This is a genomic window from Polaromonas sp. P1_G2, from assembly GCF_056405515.1.
The window spans coordinates 1-20,390 of record NZ_JBFUBY010000060.1 but is presented as its reverse complement, the minus strand read 5'-3'; the positions used below and the strand labels follow the sequence as shown (position 1 = coordinate 20,390).

Annotated in this window: 22 protein-coding genes, 1 pseudogene and 1 riboswitch; of the genes and pseudogenes, 12 read left to right on the top strand and 11 right to left on the bottom strand. The window is 65.0% G+C overall.

The annotated features are described in order from the left end of the window. The 6 genes and pseudogenes from AC1D0P_RS08840 to AC1D0P_RS08815 form a co-directional block, all read right to left on the bottom strand. The coding region (locus AC1D0P_RS08840) for a helical backbone metal receptor (protein ID WP_477676393.1) at window positions 1–695 on the bottom strand (695 nt) is incomplete at its 3' end. After that, a pseudogene (locus AC1D0P_RS08835) lies at window positions 692–1,080 on the bottom strand (bifunctional adenosylcobinamide kinase/adenosylcobinamide-phosphate guanylyltransferase). The pseudogene AC1D0P_RS08835 and the gene AC1D0P_RS08840, both read right to left, overlap by 4 nt. Before the next feature lie 5 nt (window positions 1,081–1,085). Further along, a complete protein-coding gene (locus tag AC1D0P_RS08830) occupies window positions 1,086–1,934 on the bottom strand; it encodes an ABC transporter substrate-binding protein (protein WP_477676392.1) in 849 nt (282 codons plus the stop codon). Continuing rightward, window positions 1,931–3,271, bottom strand: coding sequence for a cobyrinate a,c-diamide synthase (locus AC1D0P_RS08825; protein WP_477676391.1), 1,341 nt, complete (start codon window positions 3,269–3,271; stop codon window positions 1,931–1,933). Before AC1D0P_RS08825 ends, AC1D0P_RS08830 begins: the two co-directional genes overlap by 4 nt. A gap of 14 nt (window positions 3,272–3,285) precedes the next feature. Next, window positions 3,286–3,435: a hypothetical protein gene (locus AC1D0P_RS08820; RefSeq protein WP_477676390.1), complete on the bottom strand. Its 150-nt coding sequence runs from the start codon at window positions 3,433–3,435 to the stop codon at window positions 3,286–3,288. Beyond that, window positions 3,401–4,981 (bottom strand): TonB-dependent receptor plug domain-containing protein, encoded by a 1,581-nt coding sequence (locus AC1D0P_RS08815; RefSeq protein ID WP_477676389.1) that lies wholly within the window; start codon window positions 4,979–4,981, stop codon window positions 3,401–3,403. Before AC1D0P_RS08815 ends, AC1D0P_RS08820 begins: the two co-directional genes overlap by 35 nt. Window positions 4,982–5,064: 83 nt before the next feature. Beyond that, window positions 5,065–5,352: riboswitch (cobalamin riboswitch) on the bottom strand. A 46-nt stretch (window positions 5,353–5,398) separates the two neighbouring features. Here AC1D0P_RS08815 and AC1D0P_RS08810 point away from each other — a divergent pair. The 3 genes from AC1D0P_RS08810 to AC1D0P_RS08800 all read left to right on the top strand — a co-directional run bounded on the left by AC1D0P_RS08810 (window position 5,399) and on the right by AC1D0P_RS08800 (window position 7,154). Then, window positions 5,399–5,638, top strand: a complete 240-nt coding sequence (locus AC1D0P_RS08810) for a DUF904 domain-containing protein (protein WP_477654723.1) — start codon at window positions 5,399–5,401, stop codon at window positions 5,636–5,638. Continuing rightward, on the top strand, window positions 5,635–5,955 hold the full coding sequence (locus AC1D0P_RS08805; protein WP_477654722.1) for a cell division protein ZapA: 321 nt from the start codon (window positions 5,635–5,637) through the stop codon (window positions 5,953–5,955). The genes AC1D0P_RS08810 and AC1D0P_RS08805 overlap by 4 nt, the downstream gene beginning before the upstream one ends. Window positions 5,956–6,338: 383 nt before the next feature. Further along, window positions 6,339–7,154: a sulfite exporter TauE/SafE family protein gene (locus AC1D0P_RS08800; RefSeq protein ID WP_477676388.1), complete on the top strand. Its 816-nt coding sequence runs from the start codon at window positions 6,339–6,341 to the stop codon at window positions 7,152–7,154. Here AC1D0P_RS08800 and rraA read toward each other — a convergent pair. Further along, window positions 7,151–7,672 carry a ribonuclease E activity regulator RraA gene (rraA, locus tag AC1D0P_RS08795; protein ID WP_477676387.1) on the bottom strand — a complete coding sequence of 174 codons (522 nt, stop codon included), beginning with the start codon at window positions 7,670–7,672 and terminating at the stop codon, window positions 7,151–7,153. The two genes, AC1D0P_RS08800 and rraA, sit on opposite strands and share 4 nt — an antisense overlap. Beyond that, complete coding sequence (locus tag AC1D0P_RS08790) at window positions 7,669–8,160, bottom strand: Lrp/AsnC family transcriptional regulator (protein ID WP_007873193.1); 492 nt, start codon at window positions 8,158–8,160, stop codon at window positions 7,669–7,671. Before AC1D0P_RS08790 ends, rraA begins: the two co-directional genes overlap by 4 nt. Before the next feature lie 92 nt (window positions 8,161–8,252). On the opposite strand from AC1D0P_RS08790, the gene yedA reads away from it, so the two are divergent. From yedA to AC1D0P_RS08755, 7 genes are all read left to right on the top strand, one after another. Next, the gene (gene yedA / locus AC1D0P_RS08785) at window positions 8,253–9,176 is read left to right on the top strand and encodes a drug/metabolite exporter YedA (RefSeq protein WP_477676386.1); all 924 of its coding nucleotides are present in this window, start codon (window positions 8,253–8,255) and stop codon (window positions 9,174–9,176) included. 108 nt (window positions 9,177–9,284) lie between these two features. Then, on the top strand, window positions 9,285–9,743 hold the full coding sequence (locus AC1D0P_RS08780; RefSeq protein ID WP_122956824.1) for an SWIB/MDM2 domain-containing protein: 459 nt from the start codon (window positions 9,285–9,287) through the stop codon (window positions 9,741–9,743). A 405-nt stretch (window positions 9,744–10,148) separates the two neighbouring features. After that, entirely contained in the window at window positions 10,149–11,159 is a 1,011-nt protein-coding gene (locus tag AC1D0P_RS08775) for an ABC transporter permease subunit (RefSeq protein WP_477676385.1), read from the top strand. Further along, complete coding sequence (locus AC1D0P_RS08770; protein ID WP_477676384.1) at window positions 11,156–12,055, top strand: ABC transporter permease subunit; 900 nt, start codon at window positions 11,156–11,158, stop codon at window positions 12,053–12,055. Before AC1D0P_RS08775 ends, AC1D0P_RS08770 begins: the two co-directional genes overlap by 4 nt. A gap of 10 nt (window positions 12,056–12,065) precedes the next feature. Next, window positions 12,066–13,082 carry an ABC transporter ATP-binding protein gene (locus AC1D0P_RS08765; protein ID WP_477676383.1) on the top strand — a complete coding sequence of 339 codons (1,017 nt, stop codon included), beginning with the start codon at window positions 12,066–12,068 and terminating at the stop codon, window positions 13,080–13,082. Beyond that, the gene (locus tag AC1D0P_RS08760) at window positions 13,079–14,092 is read left to right on the top strand and encodes a peptide ABC transporter ATP-binding protein (RefSeq protein ID WP_477676382.1); all 1,014 of its coding nucleotides are present in this window, start codon (window positions 13,079–13,081) and stop codon (window positions 14,090–14,092) included. Before AC1D0P_RS08765 ends, AC1D0P_RS08760 begins: the two co-directional genes overlap by 4 nt. Window positions 14,093–14,226: 134 nt before the next feature. Continuing rightward, the gene (locus AC1D0P_RS08755; protein ID WP_477676381.1) at window positions 14,227–15,864 is read left to right on the top strand and encodes an ABC transporter substrate-binding protein; all 1,638 of its coding nucleotides are present in this window, start codon (window positions 14,227–14,229) and stop codon (window positions 15,862–15,864) included. A gap of 83 nt (window positions 15,865–15,947) precedes the next feature. Here the strand turns inward: AC1D0P_RS08755 and AC1D0P_RS08750 are convergent, their stop codons facing one another. From AC1D0P_RS08750 to AC1D0P_RS08740, 3 genes are all read right to left on the bottom strand, one after another. Continuing rightward, window positions 15,948–16,571 (bottom strand): HAD family hydrolase, encoded by a 624-nt coding sequence (locus tag AC1D0P_RS08750; RefSeq protein ID WP_477676380.1) that lies wholly within the window; start codon window positions 16,569–16,571, stop codon window positions 15,948–15,950. A gap of 39 nt (window positions 16,572–16,610) precedes the next feature. Continuing rightward, the gene (locus AC1D0P_RS08745; RefSeq protein ID WP_477676379.1) at window positions 16,611–18,329 is read right to left on the bottom strand and encodes a thiamine pyrophosphate-binding protein; all 1,719 of its coding nucleotides are present in this window, start codon (window positions 18,327–18,329) and stop codon (window positions 16,611–16,613) included. A gap of 152 nt (window positions 18,330–18,481) precedes the next feature. Further along, window positions 18,482–18,790 carry a hypothetical protein gene (locus tag AC1D0P_RS08740; protein ID WP_477654712.1) on the bottom strand — a complete coding sequence of 103 codons (309 nt, stop codon included), beginning with the start codon at window positions 18,788–18,790 and terminating at the stop codon, window positions 18,482–18,484. Between the two features lie 160 nt (window positions 18,791–18,950). Between AC1D0P_RS08740 and AC1D0P_RS08735 the strand changes: the two genes are divergently transcribed. After that, the gene (locus AC1D0P_RS08735) at window positions 18,951–19,598 is read left to right on the top strand and encodes a TetR/AcrR family transcriptional regulator (RefSeq protein WP_477676378.1); all 648 of its coding nucleotides are present in this window, start codon (window positions 18,951–18,953) and stop codon (window positions 19,596–19,598) included. 140 nt (window positions 19,599–19,738) lie between these two features. Continuing rightward, a partial coding sequence (locus AC1D0P_RS08730; RefSeq protein WP_477676377.1) for an ABC transporter permease occupies window positions 19,739–20,390 on the top strand: 652 nt, incomplete at its 3' end.

Genomic DNA, 20,390 nt, shown 5'->3' with positions numbered 1-20,390 from the left:
GCGCTGCGCTGGCCGATCATGATCAGGTCGGGGTTGGCGCGGACTATGTATTCGGGGTTGAGCTTGGGAAAGGGCCCGAGTTTGGCCGGCACGATGTTCTTGACGCCCAGGCGCACCAGCGTCTCGCCGATAAAGGACGACTCGCCCGCTGCATACGGGCCCTGGTTGACCTCGAAGTAGACCCGCGTGCCGCGCACACCGGCCGGCAGCGACTGGGCCGCGGCCGAGACGCCGGCGTCGATCGCGCGCCAGATGCGATCGGCATCCGACACCTCGAGCAACTGGCCCAGCTTGAGCATCACGCGCTGCACGTCGGCATGGCTCCTGGGCTCCAGCGCCACCACCTTCAGGCCCAGTGCCTGCAGGCGTTCGCGCGCGCGCGACGAGGTGGCCATCAGCACCACGTCGGGTTTGAGCGCGACGATCATCTCGATGTTGGGGTCCAGCCCGCCGCCGACCTGGGGCAGTTTCTGCACGCCGGCGGGGAAGTTGGAATAGCGGTCCACCCCTACCAGGCGCTGGCACCGGCCGAGCTCGCAAACGGTTTCGGTCAGCGAAGGCAGCAGACTGACGATGCGCTGCGGCGCCTGAGCCAGCGTGACGGTCACGCCGCGGTCGTCGGTGACTTGCAGCGCACGTGCGGGCCACGCCAACGCGAGGCATAGCAGCGGCAAAAGAACTGCAATGCGTTTCACGAAGAGGCTTTCAAGGTCAGCGGCAAACCGGCCGCCATCAGGGTGACGCGCTCACAGGCGCCGGCCACCTGCTGATTGAGCTGGCCCAGCGCATCGACAAAGGAGCGGGTTTCGCGGCCCATGGGAATGACGCCCAGGCCGATTTCGTTGCCAACCAGCACCAGTGGGCCGGGGGCCGATTGGATGGCGTCCACCAGCAAGCCCGCCAGTTCCCACGCGACCCGGGCGGCATCCTTGAGYTCCAGGCCGGGGGCCTGGCGGTAGCGACCAGCACGGCGCGGTGTTCCGGCGACTGCGCGAGCCATTGCTGCGCCAGCTGCTCGGCGCGGCGCGACTTGCCGCTTCTCTGGCCGCCGAGGACCAACTCACTGCGGGCAAGTGTCATCGCATTCATGGTTTGAAAGCTCCCGCGAGATCAGCATCCATCCATCGCAGGATGATCTGGTGCATTTTGGCAACGCCATCGGTCAACGCGGCGGGGCCGGGCTGCAGGATGTCGGGGGACTTGATCTCAAACAATTGCTGGTTGCGCACGGCGTTCACAGCGTCCCAGCCTTCACGCGCCACCACATTTTCCGGCCGGAATTTTTTGCCGCACCAGGAGCCCAGGATAAGGTCCGGGTTGCGGCGGACGATCTCGGCGCCGTCGGCAATGATGCGGTTCTTGCCCAGCGGCTGGGCGGCGAGTTCAGGAAAACAATCGTCCCCGCCCGCAATACCGACCAGCTCCGACACCCAGCGGATCGCGCTGATGTGCGGGCTGTCCCACTCTTCAAAATACACCCTGGGCCGGCGCGCACCGGCCGCCACCCTGGCTGCCACGGCCGCCTGCATGGCGCGCAGGTCGGCCTGCATTTGGGTAATGCGACTGGCACCCTGCTCCGCCTCGTTCACCATGGCGGCCAGTTGGTACAGCATGGAGAAAATTTCGGCCACGCTGCGCTGGTTGAAGATCGTGACCTGCACACCGCGCTTGACCAGGTCCGAGGCGATATCGGCCTGCAGGTCGGAAAAGCCCAGCACGCAATCGGGCCGCAGTTCCATGATCTTCTCGATCTTCGCGCTCAGGAAGGCGCTGACGCGCGGCTTCTCGTCACGCGCGCGTTTGGGCCGCACGGTGTAGCCCGAGATGCCCACGATGCGCTGCTCCTGGCCCAGCAGGTAGAGCCATTCGGTGGTTTCCTCGGTCAGGCAGACGATGCGCTGCGGGCCGGGCTGGAAATGCAGCAGGTCCGTCATGCGGCCGCCTCTTCAGGTGCGGTGAACAGCTCCGCCACCGCTTCGGGGCAGGAGGGAAACCAGGCGTGGAAGTAACTGGCGCGCACCGCCCCATGCTGCCACACGGCCTCGCCCGCATCCGGTGCGGGCGCGGTGTTGGGCCGCGAGGTCCGGGAAACGGGCTGCAAGGGCGTGGCCGTGGTCGAGTAATGGAAAGTGTGGCCGCGCAAGGTGCCGCCGGCCAGCGGCAACTGCTGCGGGCCCAGGCCGGCCAGCAGCTTTTGCATGCTCACTTCGCCGCGCAGCACACCCCATTGCGCGTGGCGCTGGCCGTCCAGCGTGACCAGCGTGTCAAACAGCGCCATCATGCCGCCGCACTCGGCCCACACGGGTTTGCCCGCGGCGACGTGCGCGGCCAGGCTGTCCCGCAGCGCGGTGTTGGCCGCAATGGTGGGCGCGTGCAGCTCGGGGTAGCCGCCGGGAATCCACAGCGCGTCGCAGGCGGGCACGGCCGCATCGGCCAGCGGTGAGAAAAACACCAGCTCAGCCCCCAGCGCGCGCAGGGTGTCGAGGTTGGCGGCGTAGATAAAACAGAAAGCGGCGTCGCGTGCAACGGCAATTGTCTTGCCCTGAAGTGCCGGCACCAGGGGCGCGGAAGCTTCCGGCGCCTTAAAGTCCACCGCCCAGCGCTGTAAATCATCCAGGGTCATCTGCCCCAGCGGCGTCACGGCCAAGGTATCGGCAGCAGCGTCCAGCCTTTCCATGGCGTCCGCCACTTCGGTCGCGACGGTTAGCCCCAGGTGGCGCTTGGGCAAGGCCATGGCGGCATTGCGCAACACCGCACCCAGCCATTGGTCGTTTGCCACGCTGGCCTGCAGCATGCCGGCATGGCGCGCATTGGCCACGCGGTTGGCCAGCACCCCGGCCCAGGGCATGCTGGGACGATAGTGCTGCAGGCCAAAGGCCAACGCGCCAAAGGTCGCCACCATGCCCGACGCATCCACCACCGCCAGCACCGGCAAGCCAAAGCGCTGCGCCAGGTCGGCCGCGCTGGGCTCGCCGTCAAACAGGCCCATCACGCCTTCCACAATGATCAGGTCCGCCTCCTGCGCCGCCGCATGCAGGCGGGCACTGCAGTCGGCCTCGCCGGTCATCCACAGGTCCATCTGGTACACCGGCGCGCCGCTGGCCAGGGCGTGCCAGCACGGATCCAGGAAATCCGGCCCGCACTTGAAGACGCGCACGCGCCGCCCCTGGCGCGCATGCAGCCGCGCCAGCGCGCAGGCCACCGTCGTCTTGCCCTGGCCGGAGGCCGGGGCGGCGATGAGGATGGCGGGGCAGCGGACAGTGTGTTGCATGGGTGGCCTCAGGTTTACCGGGGAGCCCAGGTCAAACCGACGTACAGGGTACGCCGGGCGGTGGCGTAGGTGTTGGCGGTCTGGTAGACCTTGTCGGCCAGGTTCTCCAGCTTGGCCGCCAGCTTCCAGTCACGCGACAAGGCCGTCGTGGCGCTCAGGTTCACGACAGAATAGCCGGGCAGCACCACGTTGGTGTTGTCGCTGTCGAAGGCGTGCGAGGCCATGACCAGGTCGGTCGCGAGCTGCCAGCCGCCCAGCGGCATTTCGGCGCCCAGCGTGCCGTACTGGCGCGAGCGGCGCTGCAGGGTGCGGTTGGTGGTGACGTTCTTGGGGTTCTGCAGATCGAGCGAGCGCCCCGGTGCCGTAGATGCTGAAACGCTGGTACAGCGTGGGCACCCGGAAGGACGTGCCGGCGGAGGTGGACACCTTCCACTGCGGCGTGAGCGCGAAGGCATAGGCCGCGGAGCCGGTGGTCTTGCCGCCGAATTCGCTGTCCCTGTCGTGGCGGGCATTGAGCTGTACGGTGTGCGCACCGCCGCTCCAGCCGTAGCCCAGGCTCWCGCCGTCCAGCGAGCGATCCTTGTTGAGGACACTCGCGCCCCCCGGTATGGCCGTGGAGCCGACCAGGCGGAACACGTCGCGCCGGCTTTCCAGCGCCGCGCTCAGCAGGTGCGCGCCCAGGCGGTATTCGTTCTGGAACAGCAGCGTGCTGATGCGGCTCCTGTCGTAGGAGATCTGCGGCGTCGAGCCGTTCAGGCCCTCTTCGCCGGAATCGGTGCCTTGCGTAAGGGCCAGCTTGGTGCTGTAGCGATCGGACCATTTGGCCTCCCATTGCAGGCCCAGGGTCTGCAGGTCGGCGATGCGGCGGTAGTCGCGGGTGGGGCCGCCGTCGTACTGGGAGTCGGTGTGGCTTTGCAGCACGTTGGCTTCGATGCGGTGGTCGGGGTTGAGCTGGAAACCGAGCTTGGCGTTGGCGCCCAGGCTTTTGTAGCCGTCGGCATCGGGGTTCTGGCCCGCGATGGTCCGGGTGTTGAAGCCGTCGCTTTGCCCCTGCGAGAGGCCCAGCGCGTAGTCGAAAGCGCCGGCCGACCCGCTGGCGGCAAGCTCGACCCGGCTGGTGTTGTAGGAGCCGTAACCCACCGTCACGGACGGCGAAAAAGGGCCCTCGCCGCGCTTGGTGAAAATCTGGATCACGCCGGCCACGGCGTCGGAGCCATAGACGGCGCTGCTGGGGCCGCGCAAGACCTCGATCCGGTCGATTAGCGCGATCGGGATATTGTTCCAGGAGGCGCCGCCGGCCGTCGCCTGCGACTCCACCCGCACACCGTCGATGAAAACGGGGGTGTGGCGGCTTTCGCCGCCGCGCACGAAGACGCTGGTATTCGCGCCCATGCCGCCGTTGCGGGTGATCTGGATGCCCGGCACGCGGGCCAGGATGTCGGCCAGGCCGACCGGGCCGGCGCGTTCCAGGGCCTCGCGGTCGATGACGGTGACGTCGGCGACGACGTCACCGATCGGCTGGGCGCTGCGCGTGGCGCTCACGACCATTTCCTTGAGTTGCCGCGGAGCGACTACCTGGGCAGCCTGGGCAATTTGGGTTGTTTGGGCGGTTTGGGACAGCGCCGGAGACGCGGCCAGGAAAGCCAGCGGCAATGCGGCGGCCAGCACCGGCGGGAACACGGCAAGGCGTGCGGGGGGAGCAATTTTCATGAATCAGACAGTCAGCAATGGGCCCTCGCCGGCTTCCCCGCCGGCGTGTGAGCGTTACAAACGCCCAGCCCAGGGACTGGACGTGCGCGTTCACCTTGTTGGCCGGTATCCGGGCTGACGGAACCGCCTTCATCGCCTTCCCAAGCGCTTGTTCAAGGCGCTCAGTGGCGAGTGATGAAAGCTGAATTTGCTCTGGCGTGAAGCCGGAAAGCGCATTCGTCCGTTTTACCGTTGCGGGGGCAGCGCAGGTTGAAGGTCTGGGCGCCGGCGATCAGGGTTGACCCGATATGCCTGGCTTTGACGCTCTCCTGCTTCCCGTTGAACTGCAGCATGTGAACCACACTGCGGGCACCAACAGGGCCGATTCTACGCGGCCCTTCCCGATGTGATGCCGCAAACCCTACAATGACGCTTGCCATGGCGAACCAAACCCAAATCGACCAGATCACCGAACGCGTCGAGCGGCTGTTGCTGCGCTACGAGGAATTGCAGCGCACCAACGAACTGCTGGCGGAGCAGGTCGGCCTGCTGACGCAGGAGCGCGACTCCCTCAAGTCGCGCCTGGGCGCGGCCCGCGCCCGCGTCGACGCCCTGCTCGAGCGCCTGCCCGAAAGCAGCGGCCACGGCAACAAAACCACCGCGGGAACCGAGTCATGAAGCAGCTCGAAGTGCAGATCATGGGCCAAAGCTATTTGCTGGGCTGCCCCGAAAACGGCGACGCGCGCATGCTCGATGCCGTCAACCGCGTCGACATGGCCATGTGCCGGATCCGCGACGCCGGAAAGATCAAGGCCCGCGATCGCATCGCGGTGCTGGCGGCGCTGAACCTGGCGTTTGAACTTCCCGAGCGCACGCCGGGCGCCGCTGCCGCGCCGGCGGCCGCACCCGCCGCCGGCAATGCCGAGAACGCGCAGCTCGCGGCCCTGCTGCAGCGGCTGGACACCGCCCTGGGCACGGACGGCCGCCTGCTTTGAAGCCGGGCGCGCCTTTGGCCGCAGCCCTTGCCCGACCTCCTTCAACGGATACCTTGACCACGCTCCGCGCGGGGCCGCAAAGGCCTACAATGAAGGCGTCTGCGATGCGTATTGGGCTTTATATTTCCTTGAACCAATGCTCTACGAGCACGGGCTTGGTAAATTGTCCGGCAGGTGTGATCGTCTCGCGTCAGACGAACCCGAAACCCGACTGCCCTCGCCCACCTGAACCCCGGTTCAGGATGACGGTCCAGTGGCACTCGCAGACACCTTATTCGCCACCGTCTTGCCCCCTCTCCCGCCTCCCCCTCCCTCCAACCTCGCCCCGCCGCAGCGCTTTCCCGCGAAGCGCCGAAGGCCCGCGGCCCCATGCCTGACACCCCATGATGCTTGAACCCCTTCTCATTGTTGAACTGGCCGTACTGGGCGTGGGCACCGGATTTCTCGCGGGACTGCTGGGCATAGGCGGGGGCATGCTGATGGTGCCCTTCATCACCATCATCATGTCCAACCGCGGCGTGGCGCCGGACCTGGCCGTCAAGATGGCGATCGCCACATCCATGGCCACCATCATCTTCACCTCGATCTCCAGCGTGCGCGCGCACCACAAGCGCGGCGCGGTGCGCTGGGACATCGTCAAGCGGCTGGCGCCCGGCATCGTGATCGGCAGCATCATCGGCAGCCTGGGCGTGTTCGCGCTGCTCAAGGGCTCCTACCTGGCGATCTTCTTCGGCCTGTTCGTGAGTTTTTCCGCCACGCAGATGTTCCTGGACAAAAAACCCAAACCGACGCGGCAGATGCCGGGCACGGCGGGCCAGTTCGCGGCCGGCGGCTTCATCGGCTTCCTGTCGGGCCTGGTCGGCGCGGGCGGCGGCTTCATCAGCGTGCCCTTCATGACCTGGTGCAACGTGGCCATCCACAGCGCGGTGGCGACCTCGGCCGCGCTAGGCTTCCCGATCGCCGTGGCCAACGTGCTGGGCTACGTGATCAGCGGGCAGAGCGTGCAAAACCTGCCCGAGAGCTCCTTCGGCTACATCTGGCTGCCGGCCTTGGTGGTGATTGCCGTGTGCAGCTTCATGACGGCGCCGCTGGGCGCCAAGGCCGCGCACAGCCTGCCCGTGGGCAAGCTCAAGCGAGTGTTCGCAAGCATCCTCTACGTATTGGCAGCCTACATGCTCTACAAGGGTCTGAAGGGCTAGGCTTGTCCCGGCGCCGGCATCACCACAATGCCGTCCTCGTCGGCATAAAGCCAGTCACCCGGATAGATGCGCACGCCCTGGATCTGGACGGGAATGTCGCGCTGGCCCTCCTGCCGGCGTTCCGTGGGCAGCGGCATGAGGGCCAGGGCGCGTATGCCGGTCCGGCAGCGCGCCAGTTCAGCGGCGTCGCGCACGCAGCCGTCGATCACCACACCAGCCCAGCCGTTTTTGGCCGCCGCCAGGCCGAGGTTGCCGCCCAGTAGGGCGCGGCGCAGCGAGCCGCCGCCGTCCACCACCAGCACGCGCGCTTCGCCGGGCGATTCGACGGCGGCCTTGACCAGCGAGTTGTCTTCAAAACATTTGACGGTGACGACGGGGCCGCTGAATTTGGCGATGCCGCCGTAGCTCTGGAACACCGGCGGAAGCACCCTGAACGCGCCTGAGGTGTCGCCCTTGTGCAGGTCGCAGAGGTCGCAGGTGGCAAATGCAGTGGGGGCGGCGGGGACGGCAGTGCTCATTTTCCGGTGACTTTCTTGATGACGGGTTTGATGTCCTCGCGGCGGGCCGGCAGCACGACGGCGTTTTCGCGGGGGGCGTTGAGGACGATGGAGGTCGAGGTTTCGGTGAGGATGCAGAACTTGGTCACCACCGCGTCCAGGTGGGCCACATCGATCACCGCGATTTCCAGCACCCAGCTGTCCTCGCCGGTGACGTTGTAGGCATTGATGACCTCGGGCGTCTGCTCGATCAGCTTGACCACGCGCGCGTATTCGACCCTGCCCACCCGGGCGATGGCGCGTATGCCGTAGCCCAGCCGCGCCAGGTCGACTTCGGCCCGGTAGCCCTTGATCACGCCGCCCAGCTCAAGCTTGCGCACGCGCTCGGTCACCGCGGGCTGGCTCAGGTGGACGCGGCGGCCCAGCTCGGCCATGGTGATGCGCGCGTCGCGCTGCAGCTCGCCGAGGATGCGGCTGTCGTAGTGGTCCCATTCGGTGGTTTCGGTCATGTCGGGTTTCAAGCTTTAAATTCAAAGGCCGGTTGCGGTTTTGCCGTTAATTTTGCATGGCCCGCACGCGCATGGCAACCTAACATCCCGGCATGACCTCCGCGCTCATCTCCCCTCCCGCCGCCGGCAAGGCGCCGGCGCTCCTGATCCCCGCCCTGCTCGCCTGTTACCTGGTGTGGGGCTCGACCTACCTGGCGATCCGCTTCGCGCTGATCAGCTTTCCGCCCTTCTTCCAGATGGGCACGCGCTTCCTGGCGGCCGGCATCCTGCTGATGACCTGGGTGCTGGCGCGCGGGCACAAGCTGCCGAGCCGGCGCGAATGGGCCAACGCCGCCATCATCGGCACCCTGATGCTGGGCGGCGGCATGGGGCTGACGGCCTCGGCCGAAGTCCACATCGGCTCGGGCCTGATCGCCACCTTCATCGCCATCGTGCCCATGCTGGTTTCGGCCTGGGGCCTGCTGCTGGGCCAGCGCCCCAGCCGGCTGGAGTTCCTCGGTATGGCGGTGGGCCTGGCGGGTGTGCTGATGCTGGTGCAGGGCGCCAGTTTCGGCGCGGCGCCGGTGGGGCTGGCCTGCATCGCGGGCGCCACGCTGCTGTGGTCGCTGGGCTCGGTGCTGTCCGCCACGCGGCTGCCGCTGGCCCCGGGCCCCGCGGGTTTCGCCAGTGAAATGTTGTGCGGCGGCGCGGTGTTGATGCTGATTTCTCTTGCACTGGGTGAACACCGCGAGGCCGCCGCGAACTGGCCGGCGCAGCCCGAAGCGATGCTCGCCTGGCTCTATCTCGTGGTGTTCGGCTCGCTGATCGCCTTCAGCGCCTACCTGTATTTGCTGGCCAATGCCTCGCCCGCGGTGGCCACCAGCTACGCCTTCGTGAACCCTCTGATCGCGATTTTCCTGGGCGCTTTTTTCGCCGGAGAGCACGTCACGGGGAGCGAATGGGCCGCCTGCGGCGTGATTCTCACAGGCGTTTTCCTGATTTTCAGAGGTAAATCTGCAACATCCAGGCGCAAATAAAGTGGGTTTTCACTAGGAAACTGCGTTTTTCTCCAGTAGCATCCGCATTGCCACAAGGAAGTAGTTATCCGTGTGGTGATTTATCAACTTCTAGAAGGAAAATCAATCATGGCAACTGCGAAAAAAGCACCGGCTAAAAAAGCGCCTGCAAAAAAGGCTGCTCCGGCAAAGAAAGTAGCTGCGAAGAAAGCAGCTCCTGCGAAGAAGGCTCCTGCGAAAAAAGCAGCGCCTGCGAAAAAGGTAGCCGCGAAGAAAGCAGCTCCCGCCAAGAAGGTTGCGGCCAAAAAGCCAGCAGCGAAAAAAGCGCCCGCCAAAAAGCGTACGCCCAATGCAGCGTTCATGAAAGCGCTGACCTTGAGCCCCGCACTGGCAGCCGTGGTCGGCGACAAGCCTCTGCCACGCACCGAGATCGTCAGCAAGCTGTGGGTTTACATCAAATCCAAGGGCCTGCAGGACAAGGTCAACAAGCGCATGATCAACGCCGACGAAAAACTGCGCGCCGTTTTCGGCAAGGCGCAAGTGTCGATGTTCGAGATGGCTGGCCTGATCGGCAAGCACGTCAAGTAATCGGCTTCCGCCGATTTCGAAAAGGCCGGTTTCACCGGCCTTTTTTTATGCCCGCACGCACCGCCCCGGCCTCACAGCGACGACCCTCTGGCACGCATCCTGCATTACTCTTTCGCCTTCGAAATACGCTTCATTAGCGCCGCAAGCGCCACTGTAGGTGTGCTGATGCCATAGGGTTACTGGGTAGCCCGCCGGTGGCGGCAGCGCCGAAAAATGATGCTAATGTTGCTAAGATAAAAAATTCCCCGCGGCACTGCCCCGGGCCTGACTGACCAGACAAGATCCCATGTTGATGCCACTGCATTTGAAGACGGGGGCGGCGGAAAATTCCGCGCGCTCCGCATGTCGCTTTCGCGACGGAAATTCCCTAGCCAGCGCTAAGCCTTGCCTTAGCATCCCGCGATAATGCTGCGCTTCATCTTTACCCGACTGAGCCTGATCATCCCCACCTTCCTGGGGATGACACTGCTGGCCTTCTTCCTGATCCGCATGGTGCCGGGAGACCCGATTGAAACCATGGCGGGCGAACGCGGCATCGATCCGGTGCGCCATGCCCAGCTGCTCAAGGAATACGGCCTGGACAAGCCCGTTATGGTGCAGTACGGCATCTACATCGTCCGCGTGCTCAAGGGCGACCTGGGCAAGTCGCTGATCACCCAGGAGCCCGTGCTGCGCGAGTTCCTCACACTATTTCCGGCCACCATCGAACTGGCCGTCTGCGCGATTTTGTTCGCGCTGCTGATCGGCATACCGGCCGGCATCCTGGCGGCGGTGAAGCGAAACTCGATACTCGACCACGGCGTCATGGGGGTGTCCCTCACGGGTTACTCCATGCCGATTTTCTGGTGGGGGCTGCTGCTGATCCTGCTGTTTTCGGTCGAACTCGGCTGGACGCCGGTCTCAGGCCGGCTGTCAGTGCAGTACTTCATCGAGCCCACCACCGGCTTTCTGCTGATCGACTCGCTGCTGTCTGAAGACAAGGGTGCGTTCTGGTCGGCCGCCTCGCACCTGATATTGCCCATGATCGTGCTGGGCACCAATCCGCTGGCGGTGATCGCGCGCATGACGCGCTCGGCCATGCTGGAAGTGCTGGGCGAGGACTACATTCGCACCGCGCGCGCCAAGGGGCTGTCCAACCTGCGCGTGGTGGCCCTGCATGCGCTGCGCAACGCCCTGATCCCTGTGGTCACCGTGATCGGCCTGCAGGTCGGCGTGCTGTTCACCGGCGCCATCCTGACCGAAACCATCTTTTCCTGGCCCGGCGTCGGCAAATGGCTGATCGAAGCCATCAGCCGCCGCGACTATCCCGTGCTGCAGGGCGGCATCCTGCTGCTGGGCGCCATCGTCATGGCCGTCAACCTGCTGGTGGACATCACCTACGGCATCATTAACCCACGCATCAGGCACCAGCGATGAGCACGGCCACCTTGAAACCCGCTACCGCGCCCGCGCCGCCGCACCCGCTGCGCGAATTCTGGAACTACTTCAGCGCCAACAATGGAGCCGTGATCGGCCTGGTCATCGTCATCGGCGTGCTGCTGGTCGCGCTGTTCGCGCCGCTGCTGGCGCCGCACGCGCCCAACATCACCAACAATGCCGTGTTCCTCAAACCTCCGGCCTGGCAAACCGGCGGATCATGGACCTACCCGCTGGGTACCGACGCCATCGGCCGCGACATCCTCTCGCGCCTGATGTACGGCGCCCGCCTGTCGCTGGTCATCGGCCTGGCCGTGGTGGCGCTGTCGGTGGTCGTCGGCACCGTGCTGGGCCTGCTCGCGGGGTTTTTCCGCGGCATCTTCGAGATCGCGGTGATGCGCCTGATGGACATCATCCTGACCCTGCCCAGCCTGCTGCTGGCCATCGTGATCGTGGCCATCCTCGGCCCCGGGCTGATGAACGCCATGCTGGCCGTGGCCATCGTCGTGCTGCCGCATTACGTGCGCATCACGCGCGCCGCGGTGATCGCCGAGACCTCGCGCGACTACGTGACGGCCGCCCGCATGAGCGGCGCCAGCCGCATCCGCCTGATGTTCAGCGAGATCCTGCCCAACTGCACGGCGCCGCTGATCGTCCAGGCCTCGCTGGGTGTCTCGACCGCCATCCTGGACGCCGCGGCCCTGGGCTTCCTGGGCCTGGGCGCCCAGCCGCCCTCTCCCGAATGGGGCACCATGCTGGCCGATGCCCGCGAATTCGTCCTGCGCGCCTGGTGGGTGGTCACCTTCCCCGGCCTCGCAATCCTGATCACTGTGCTGGCCTTCAATTTGCTGGGCGACGGACTGCGCGACGCGTTCGATCCCAAGCTGAAGCGCTGAAAGATTTCGTATGGCTTTGTTAGAAATAGAAAACCTCTCCGTCGAGTTCCCCTCGCAAAACGGCGTGATGCACGCCGTCGACGGCATCAGCCTGTCACTTGAAGAAGGCGAAGTCCTCGGCATCGTCGGTGAATCCGGCTCCGGCAAAAGCGTCACCATGATGGCCTTGATGGGCCTGGTGGCCTACCCCGGCCGCGTCAAGGCCGACAAGCTGCGCTTTGCCGGCCACGACCTGCTCAAGCTGTCGCAAGGCGAGCGCAACAAGCTCATCGGCAAAGACGTGGCGATGATCTTCCAGGAACCGACGACCAGCCTGAACCCCTGCTTCACCGTCGGTTTCCAGATCACCGAAACCCTGCGCCTGCACTTGGGGCTGGACAAAAAAGCCGCCACGCGCAAGGCCATAGAACTGCTTGAGCAGGTCGGCATCAACTCGCCCGAAAGCCGCCTCAAGGCCTATCCGCACCAACTCTCGGGCGGCATGAACCAGCGCGTGATGATCGCCATGGCGATCGCCTGCAACCCGCGCCTGCTGATCGCCGACGAGCCGACCACGGCGCTCGACGTGACCATSCAGGCGCAGATCCTCGATTTGCTGCGCAGCCTGCAGAAAGAGCGCGGCATGGCCCTGGTGCTGATCACCCACAACATGGGTGTGGTGTCCGAAATGGCGCAGCGCATCGCCGTGATGTACGCCGGCCAGATCATGGAAGAGCAAAGCGCGCACGCCCTCTTCAACACGCCCCAGCACCCCTACACCGAAGCCCTGCTGTCGGCCCTGCCCGAGCGCAGCGACGGCAGCGCGCGCCTGGCGACCATTCCCGGCATGGTGCCCGGCCTCTACGACCGGCCCACCGGTTGCCTGTTCGCCCCGCGCTGCGCCTACGCCACCGAGCATTCGCGCAACGAGCGCCCGCTGCTGCGCGCCTGGAAGGACGGCATGGTGCGTTGCCACTACCCACTGGGCGACCCGAGCCGCCAGGCCAACATCGAGCGTGACACCCCGCTGGTGGAGGCCGCGCAATGAGCACCGCCGCCATCACCCCTAGCGCCGTGCCGGCAGGCCCCGTCGTCGAGGCCAAAAACCTCAAGCAGGTCTATGAGATCCGCCGCGGCTTCATGCGCAAGTCCGACCACCTGCAGGCCGTCGGCGGCGTGTCCTTTTCAGTCCACGCCGGCAAGACGCTGGCCGTCGTCGGCGAATCCGGTTGCGGTAAATCCACGCTGGCCCGCATGGTGTCGCTGATCGAAACCCCCACGGGTGGCGAACTGCGCATCACCGGCATCGACGCCGTGAACGCACCGCATGACGAGCGCCTGGGCCTGCGCAAGGCCGTGCAGCTGGTGTTCCAGAACCCCTACGGCTCGCTGAACCCGCGTAAAAAGATCGGTGCCATCCTCGAAGCCCCGCTCGAGATCAACACCAGCCTGAACGCCGAGGAACGCGCCGCCAAGGCCCGCGCCATGCTCGCCATGGTGGGCCTGCGCCCCGAGCACTACGACCGCTACCCGCACATGTTTTCGGGCGGGCAGCGCCAGCGCATCGCCATCGCGCGCGCGCTGATGCTCAACCCCACCGTGGTGGTGGCCGACGAGCCGGTATCGGCACTCGACGTCTCCATCCAGGCCCAGGTGCTCAACCTGCTGGCCGACCTGCAGCAGTCCATGGGCCTGGCCTACCTGTTCATCTCCCATGACCTGGGCGTGGTGCGCCACATCGCCCACGACGTGCTGGTGATGTACCTGGGCCACGCGGTCGAGCAAGGCGAGAAGAACACCCTGTTCAACAAGCCGCTGCATCCCTACACCCAGGCCTTGCTGGCCTCCACCCCGGGCCTGGCCGGCAGCACCGGCGTCAAGCAGCGCATCGTGCTCAAGGGCGAACTCCCCTCGCCGCTGAATCCGCCCACCGGCTGCGTCTTTTCGACCCGCTGCCCGCATGTCACCGACCGCTGCCGCGCCGAAAGGCCGCAACTGCGCGAAGTTGCGGACCGGCAGGTGGCGTGCCACTATGCCGAAAACTTTCTCACTGCGTGACCTGAAACCATGCCTTCCCGCACCGGTTTCAGGCCACGTTTTTTAATGACCAGGGCGCACCACGTCACAAATGTGGTGCAAACTGGCCGCAAGCCCCGCTGCGAAGCAGCATCAACCTCCAAAGGGATCGTCAAATGATTCAGACCAAACCAAGTGCAAGCCGGCTCCGTCCGGTCCAGCGCGCATTGCTGTGCGCCGTCGCCCTGCCAGCGCTGCTGGCACTTTCACCCGTCTCCGCGAAGACGCTGGTGTTCTGCTCTGAAGGCAGCCCCGAAAACTTCTACCCCGGCGTCAACACCACGGGTACGTCGTTTGATGCCAACGAACCCGTCTACAACCGCCTCGTCGAGTTCGAATACGGTGGCACCAAGGTCGTTCCCGGCCTGGCCGAGAAGTGGGACATTTCCGCCGACGGCAAGGAATACACCTTCACGCTGCGCAAGGGCGTGAAATGGCATGCCAGCAACAAGGCCTTCAAGCCGACGCGCGACCTAAACGCCGACGACGTGCTGTTCATGTTCGAGCGCCAGTGGAAGGAAGACAACGCCTTCTTCAAGGTCACCAGCCCCAACCACTCCTACTTCAGCGACATGGGCATGCCCAAGCTGATCAAATCGGTGGAAAAGGTCAACGACCTCACCGTCAAGATCACGCTGAACCAGCCTGAAGCGCCGTTCCTCGCCAACCTGGCCATGCCTTACGCGGCCGTCCAGTCCAAGGAATACGCCGACGCCATGCTGAAAGCCGGCACGCCGGAAAAAATCGACCAGGACCCGGTCGGCACCGGCCCCTTCTACCTGGTGCAGTACCAGAAAGACGCGGTCATCCGCTACAAGGCCTTCCCGCAGTACTGGGGCGGCAAAGCCAAGATCGACGACCTCGTGTACTCGATCACGCCTGACGCATCGGTCCGCTGGGCCAAGCTGCAGAAGAACGAATGCCAGGTCATGCCTTACCCCAACCCCGCCGACCTGGACGCGATCCGCAAGGACTCCAACGTCACGATCGTCGAGCAGGCCGGCCTGAACGTCGGCTACCTCGCCTACAACACGACCAAGAAGCCGTTTGACGACGTGCGCGTGCGCAAGGCCATCAACATGGCCATCAACAAGAAAGCCATTGTTGACGGCGTGTACCTGAGCACCGGCGTCGCCGCCAAGAACCCGATCCCGCCGACCATGGCCGCGTACAACAACGCCATCAAGGACGACGAGTACAACCCCGAAGCCGCCAAGAAATTGCTGGCCCAGGCCGGTTTCCCCAACGGCTTCACCACCGACCTGTGGGCCATGCCCGTGCAGCGCCCGTACAACCCGAATGCCAAGCGCATTGCCGAGTTGATGCAGGCCGACCTGGTCAAGGTCGGTGTGACCGCCGAGATCAAGAGCTTCGAATGGGGCGAGTACCGCAAGCGCCTGCAGGCCGGCGAACACCAGATGGGCATGCTGGGCTGGACCGGCGACAACGGCGATCCTGACAACTTCATGTACACCCTGCTCGGCTGCGCTTCGGCCCAATCGGCCAGCGGTTCCAACATCGCCAAGTTCTGCTACCAGCCGTATGAGGACCTGGTCCTGAAGGCCAAGACCGTGACCAACCCCGCCGAGCGCATCAAGCTCTACCAGCAGGCCCAGGTCATCTTCAAGGAACAGGCTCCCTGGTTCACCATCGCCCACGCGGTGCAGCTCAAGCCCATCCGCAAGAGCGTGATCGGCTACAAGAACAGCCCGTTCGGCCGCCACAACTTCTACGCTGTGGACATCAAGGAGTAATCCTTCATGGCTTGAGGCCGCCTTGTCATGAGGCTGCTTCCCATAAAAAAGGCCGGGTCACCCCGGCCTTTTTTTATGGGAGCTCAGGCAGGTAACAGTGCCGCCACCTGGGCCGGCAAGCCGGCGGGCGCCGTGCAGTGGATGGTCTGCCAGCCCAGTTGCCGGGCCGCGGCGACATTGGCGGCAAGATCGTCGATGAACAGCGTGTCGGCCGGCACCAGCCCATAGCGCCCGGCCAGCAGCTCGAAGATCGCCGGGTCGGGTTTGGCCAATTTCACGTCGCCGGAGAAGATGCCACCGTCGAAATGGCGCAGGAAGTCGTGCCGGCTTTCCAGGACTCGCGCAAAAGGCGATGGCATGTTGGAAAGGTAATAGAGATGCACGTCGCCCCGGCCGCGGCGGCGGCGCTGCAACTGCTCCAGCAAAGCCACAGTGCTGTCAATCGGTAGCAGGCGCTCCCCGATGGGTGCGAGAAACCCATGCAGCAAATCGGCCGGCAGGGCCAGCCGCCGCGCCATGGATGCCACCACATCGGGCAACTCACGCGTACCGCGGTCGAAGGCCGCCCAGTCCTCATGGTGGAACATCTCCGCCGCCAGCTTCCGGGCCGCCTCGGCCGTCGGCGTGACATGGCTCAAGTGGGTGCGTAAAAGCTCAGCCGGTTGCCACTCGAACAGCACCGCGCCAAAATCGAAGACCACGTTCATACCGGTGCTCTTTGCAGTTCGTGGACCAAATCCGCCGGATCAAAGACCCGAGCCGCCGGCGAGCCGCGCAGCGGCCGCAGTGCTGATCGCCGACAGCGTGCCGCGGGTCGTGATGACTTCCGGGTCCAGCGTCACTTCGATCACCGTGCCCTCTTTGCGTTCCAGGGCCGCCAGAAGTTCCGTCTCGAACTCATCCGTGCGCGTGATCCGCACGCCGACATAGCCGTAGGCGCGCGCCAGGCCCGCGAAGTCCGGGTTGTTCAGGCGCGAACCACTTTCGTGCGTCGGGTACTCCCTTTCCTGGTGCATGCGTATGGTGCCGTACATGCCGTTGTTGAGCAGCACGATGATGCTTTTCGCGCCATGCTGCACGGCCGTGGCCAGCTCCTGGCCGTTCATCAAAAAGTCGCCGTCGCCGGCAATCGTAAAAGCCGTGCGGCCCGTCGTGATGGCTGCGGCGATGCCCGCCGGCACGCCATAGCCCATGGCGCCCACCGTAGGCGCCAGCTGCGTCTTGTGGCCCTTGACCAGGCCGTGGTGTTTGAAGAAGCGGTGCACCCAGCTGGCGAAGTTGCCCGCGCCATTGGTCAGCACCGCATCAGCCGGCAAATGTTTTTGCAGCAGGCCGACGATGGCCGGCATGTCGATGTCGCCGGGCAGGTTGGCTGTGGGTGTGGGCTGGAGGTTCTCCAGATAGTCCTCGTTGGCCGATGCCGTCCAGGCCTCCCAGGCCACGTTCACCGGCGCCGTCAGCACCTCCAGCGAACGCGCGGCGGCGTTCATGGTGGCGTTGATGGCCAGGTCGGCCTGGTAGACGCGGTTGAGTTCTTCGGCGCTGGCATGGATGTGCACCAGTTTTTGTTTCGGCCGCGGCGCTTCGAGCAGCGTGTAGTTGCCGGTCGTCATTTCGCCCAGGCGCGGGCCTATGGCGATGATCAGGTCGCTGGCCTTCACGCGCGCGGCCAGCTTGGGGTTCAAGCCTATGCCCACGTCGCCGGCGTAAAGCGGGTGGTGGTTGTCAAAGGTGTCCTGGAAGCGGAAGGCATTGCCCACCGGCAGCTTCCAGTTTTCAGCGAAACGCTGCAGCGCCTGCGCCGACTGCGGTGTCCAGCCCCCGCCACCGGCGATGATCAGCGGGCGCTCGGACTTGAGCAGCATCTCGCGCAAGGTGCGCAGCGATCCCGGGTCGCTCCAGGCCTGCACAGCCTCCACGCGCGGCAGCGGCTGCGCGGCCGTCATGCGGGTCAGCATGTCTTCCGGCAGCACCAGCACCACCGGGCCCGGGCGGCCGTTCATCGCGGTGGCGAAGGCTCGCGCGACGTATTCGGGAATGCGGTCGGCGTGGTCGATGCGTTCCACGCGCTTGGCGAAACCCTTGGTGCTGGGGCCGAAGAAGTTGAAGTAGTCCACCTCCTGGAAGGCCTCGCGGTCGCGGCAGTCGCTGGCTACGTCGCCCACCAGCAGCACCATGGGGGTGGAATCCTGGAAGGCCGTGTGCACGCCGATGGAGGCATTCGTGGCGCCCGGCCCGCGCGTCACCATGCAAACGCCCGGCCGGCCGGTGAGCTTGCCATGGGCCTCGGCCATAAAGGCCGCGCCGCCCTCCTGCCGGCAGGTGACAAACTGGATCTTGCCCCGGCGCGCATGCAGGCCGTCGAGCACGGCCAGGTAGCTTTCACCGGGCACGCCGAATGCGTGGGTAACGCCCTGGGCCAGAAGGCAATCAACGAGAAGGTGGCCGGCAAGTTGAGATGTCATGAGCCTATTGTGCCGTTGGAATAGAGCCCCCACGTTCGCTCACTTCGTGTAACTCTCTGCCCCCCGAGGGGGGTCGCTGCGCCTGCGGCCCGGCAAAGCCGGTTCCGCGGCCCCGGCTTGCATTGAAGAGGGCCCAGCTTCGAGCGCTGTGCTTATTCAGGTGTGGCCGCGTCGCCATCGCTGCCGCCGGCTGCCAGGGCTTGGCGATCGAGCTCTTCATCGCTGAGCGGTGGGGCCGCTTCGAGGGCGGCCAGTTCGTCGAGAAACTCCTGTGTCGGCTCTTCGTGCTCCAGCAGCACCTCCTCGAGCTTTTGCCGGCCGGTTTCCGCGTGCACCGAGGGTGAGACAAGGATGGTGGGCGGAACGGGGAATTTTTCGCCAAGCTCAAACCTGAGTGCTTCAGATTTTTCTTCAACCCAGTGCGCGAAGTCACCGTCTTTGGGGGTGTTCGAATTGCTCATGGTGGGCCTCCTTGGCTTGCGTTGCGGCCTGGGCGCGAATGGCCAAAGCCTGTTTTGATTATGCGGCGATAGCGGTTGCGACGATAGTGTCCATGGCGCGGCCTTCGGCAATTTGGCCCACGGGACTTGCAATAATTCACCAAACAGTTAAATTTGCAACATGGCAGCCACATCCTCCTCCACGCCGGAACCCCGCCCACGCGACGCCGACCGCTCGCAGCAGACCATACTCCTGGCCGCGCGCGACGAGTTCGCGCTCTACGGCCTGGCCGGCGCCCGGGTGGACCGCATCGCCGAGCGCGCCGACATCAACAAGCGCCTGATCTACTACTATTTCAAGAGCAAGGACGACCTCTTCCTCGCGGTGCTGGAGAACACCTACGCCGACATACGCGCGGCCGAGCAGAAGCTGCATCTCGATGAAATGGACCCGGTCGAGGCGATACGCGAACTGGTCTCCTTCACCTGGCACTACTACCTCGAACATCCCGAGTTCATCTCGCTGCTCAACAGTGAAAACCAGCACAATGCGGCGCACCTGAAGAAGTCCTCGCGCATCCAGGAAATGAACTCGCCGCTGGTGCAGATGCTGGACACGGTGCTCGAGCGCGGGCGCCGCCAGGCGCTGTTCCGTGCCGGCATAGACCCCATCCAGCTCTACATCTCGATTGCGTCGATTTGTTACTTCTACCTCTCGAACAACCAGACGCTCTCGACCATCTTCGGGCGTGATCTGCGCGCTCCCAAAGCCATGGCCCAGCGCCTGTCGCACATGACGGACATGGTGCTCGGCTACGTGATGCACTGAGCGCTGGCCTGCCYACCCCCGGAGTTTCCCTAGGGGCCGTTGACAGCCTTCGGCCCAGCCCCAACAATTCACCATATAGTTACATACGGACGTGCCGGCCCGCGGCGCCATGCCGCATGGGCAACCAGGAGACTTATCCGATGCTGCGCAAGTTGCTGCTGTTACCGGCACTTAGGCCCTTCCTGCTGATCATCCTGCTGCTGGTGCTGTGGGACCTGGCCATACGCGGCTTCAAGATCCCGGCCTACCTGATCCCGCGTCCCGAGCAGGTCGTGGAGCAGTTGGTGTCCGAATGGAGCCGCCTGCTGCGCGAAAGCTGGAAGACCACCCAGGCCACGCTGGGCGGCTTCGCGCTCACCATCCTCATCGGCATCCCGCTGGCCATGGTGATCGCCTACTCCCGCGTCGTCGAGTCCTATGTCTACCCCTTGCTGGTGTTTTCGCAAAGCATCCCCAAGGTCGCGATTGCGCCGCTGTTTGTCGTGTGGTTCGGCTTCGGCATCTTTCCCAAGATCATCTCGGCTTTCCTGCTGGGCTTTTTCCCGGTCGTGGTGTCCACCGTCATGGGTTTCAAGTCGGTCGAGCCGGACATGCTGGACCTGGCGCGCTCCATGGGCGCCAGCCGCCTGCAGACCTTTTTCAAGATCAGCCTGCCGCAGGCCCTTCCCGCCATCTTCAGCGGCCTCAAGGTCTCCATCACGCTGGCCGTGGTGGGCGCCGTGGTCGGCGAATTCGTCGGATCGAATTCCGGTATCGGCTACGTGCTGCAAGTGGCCAACGGCAACTTCGACC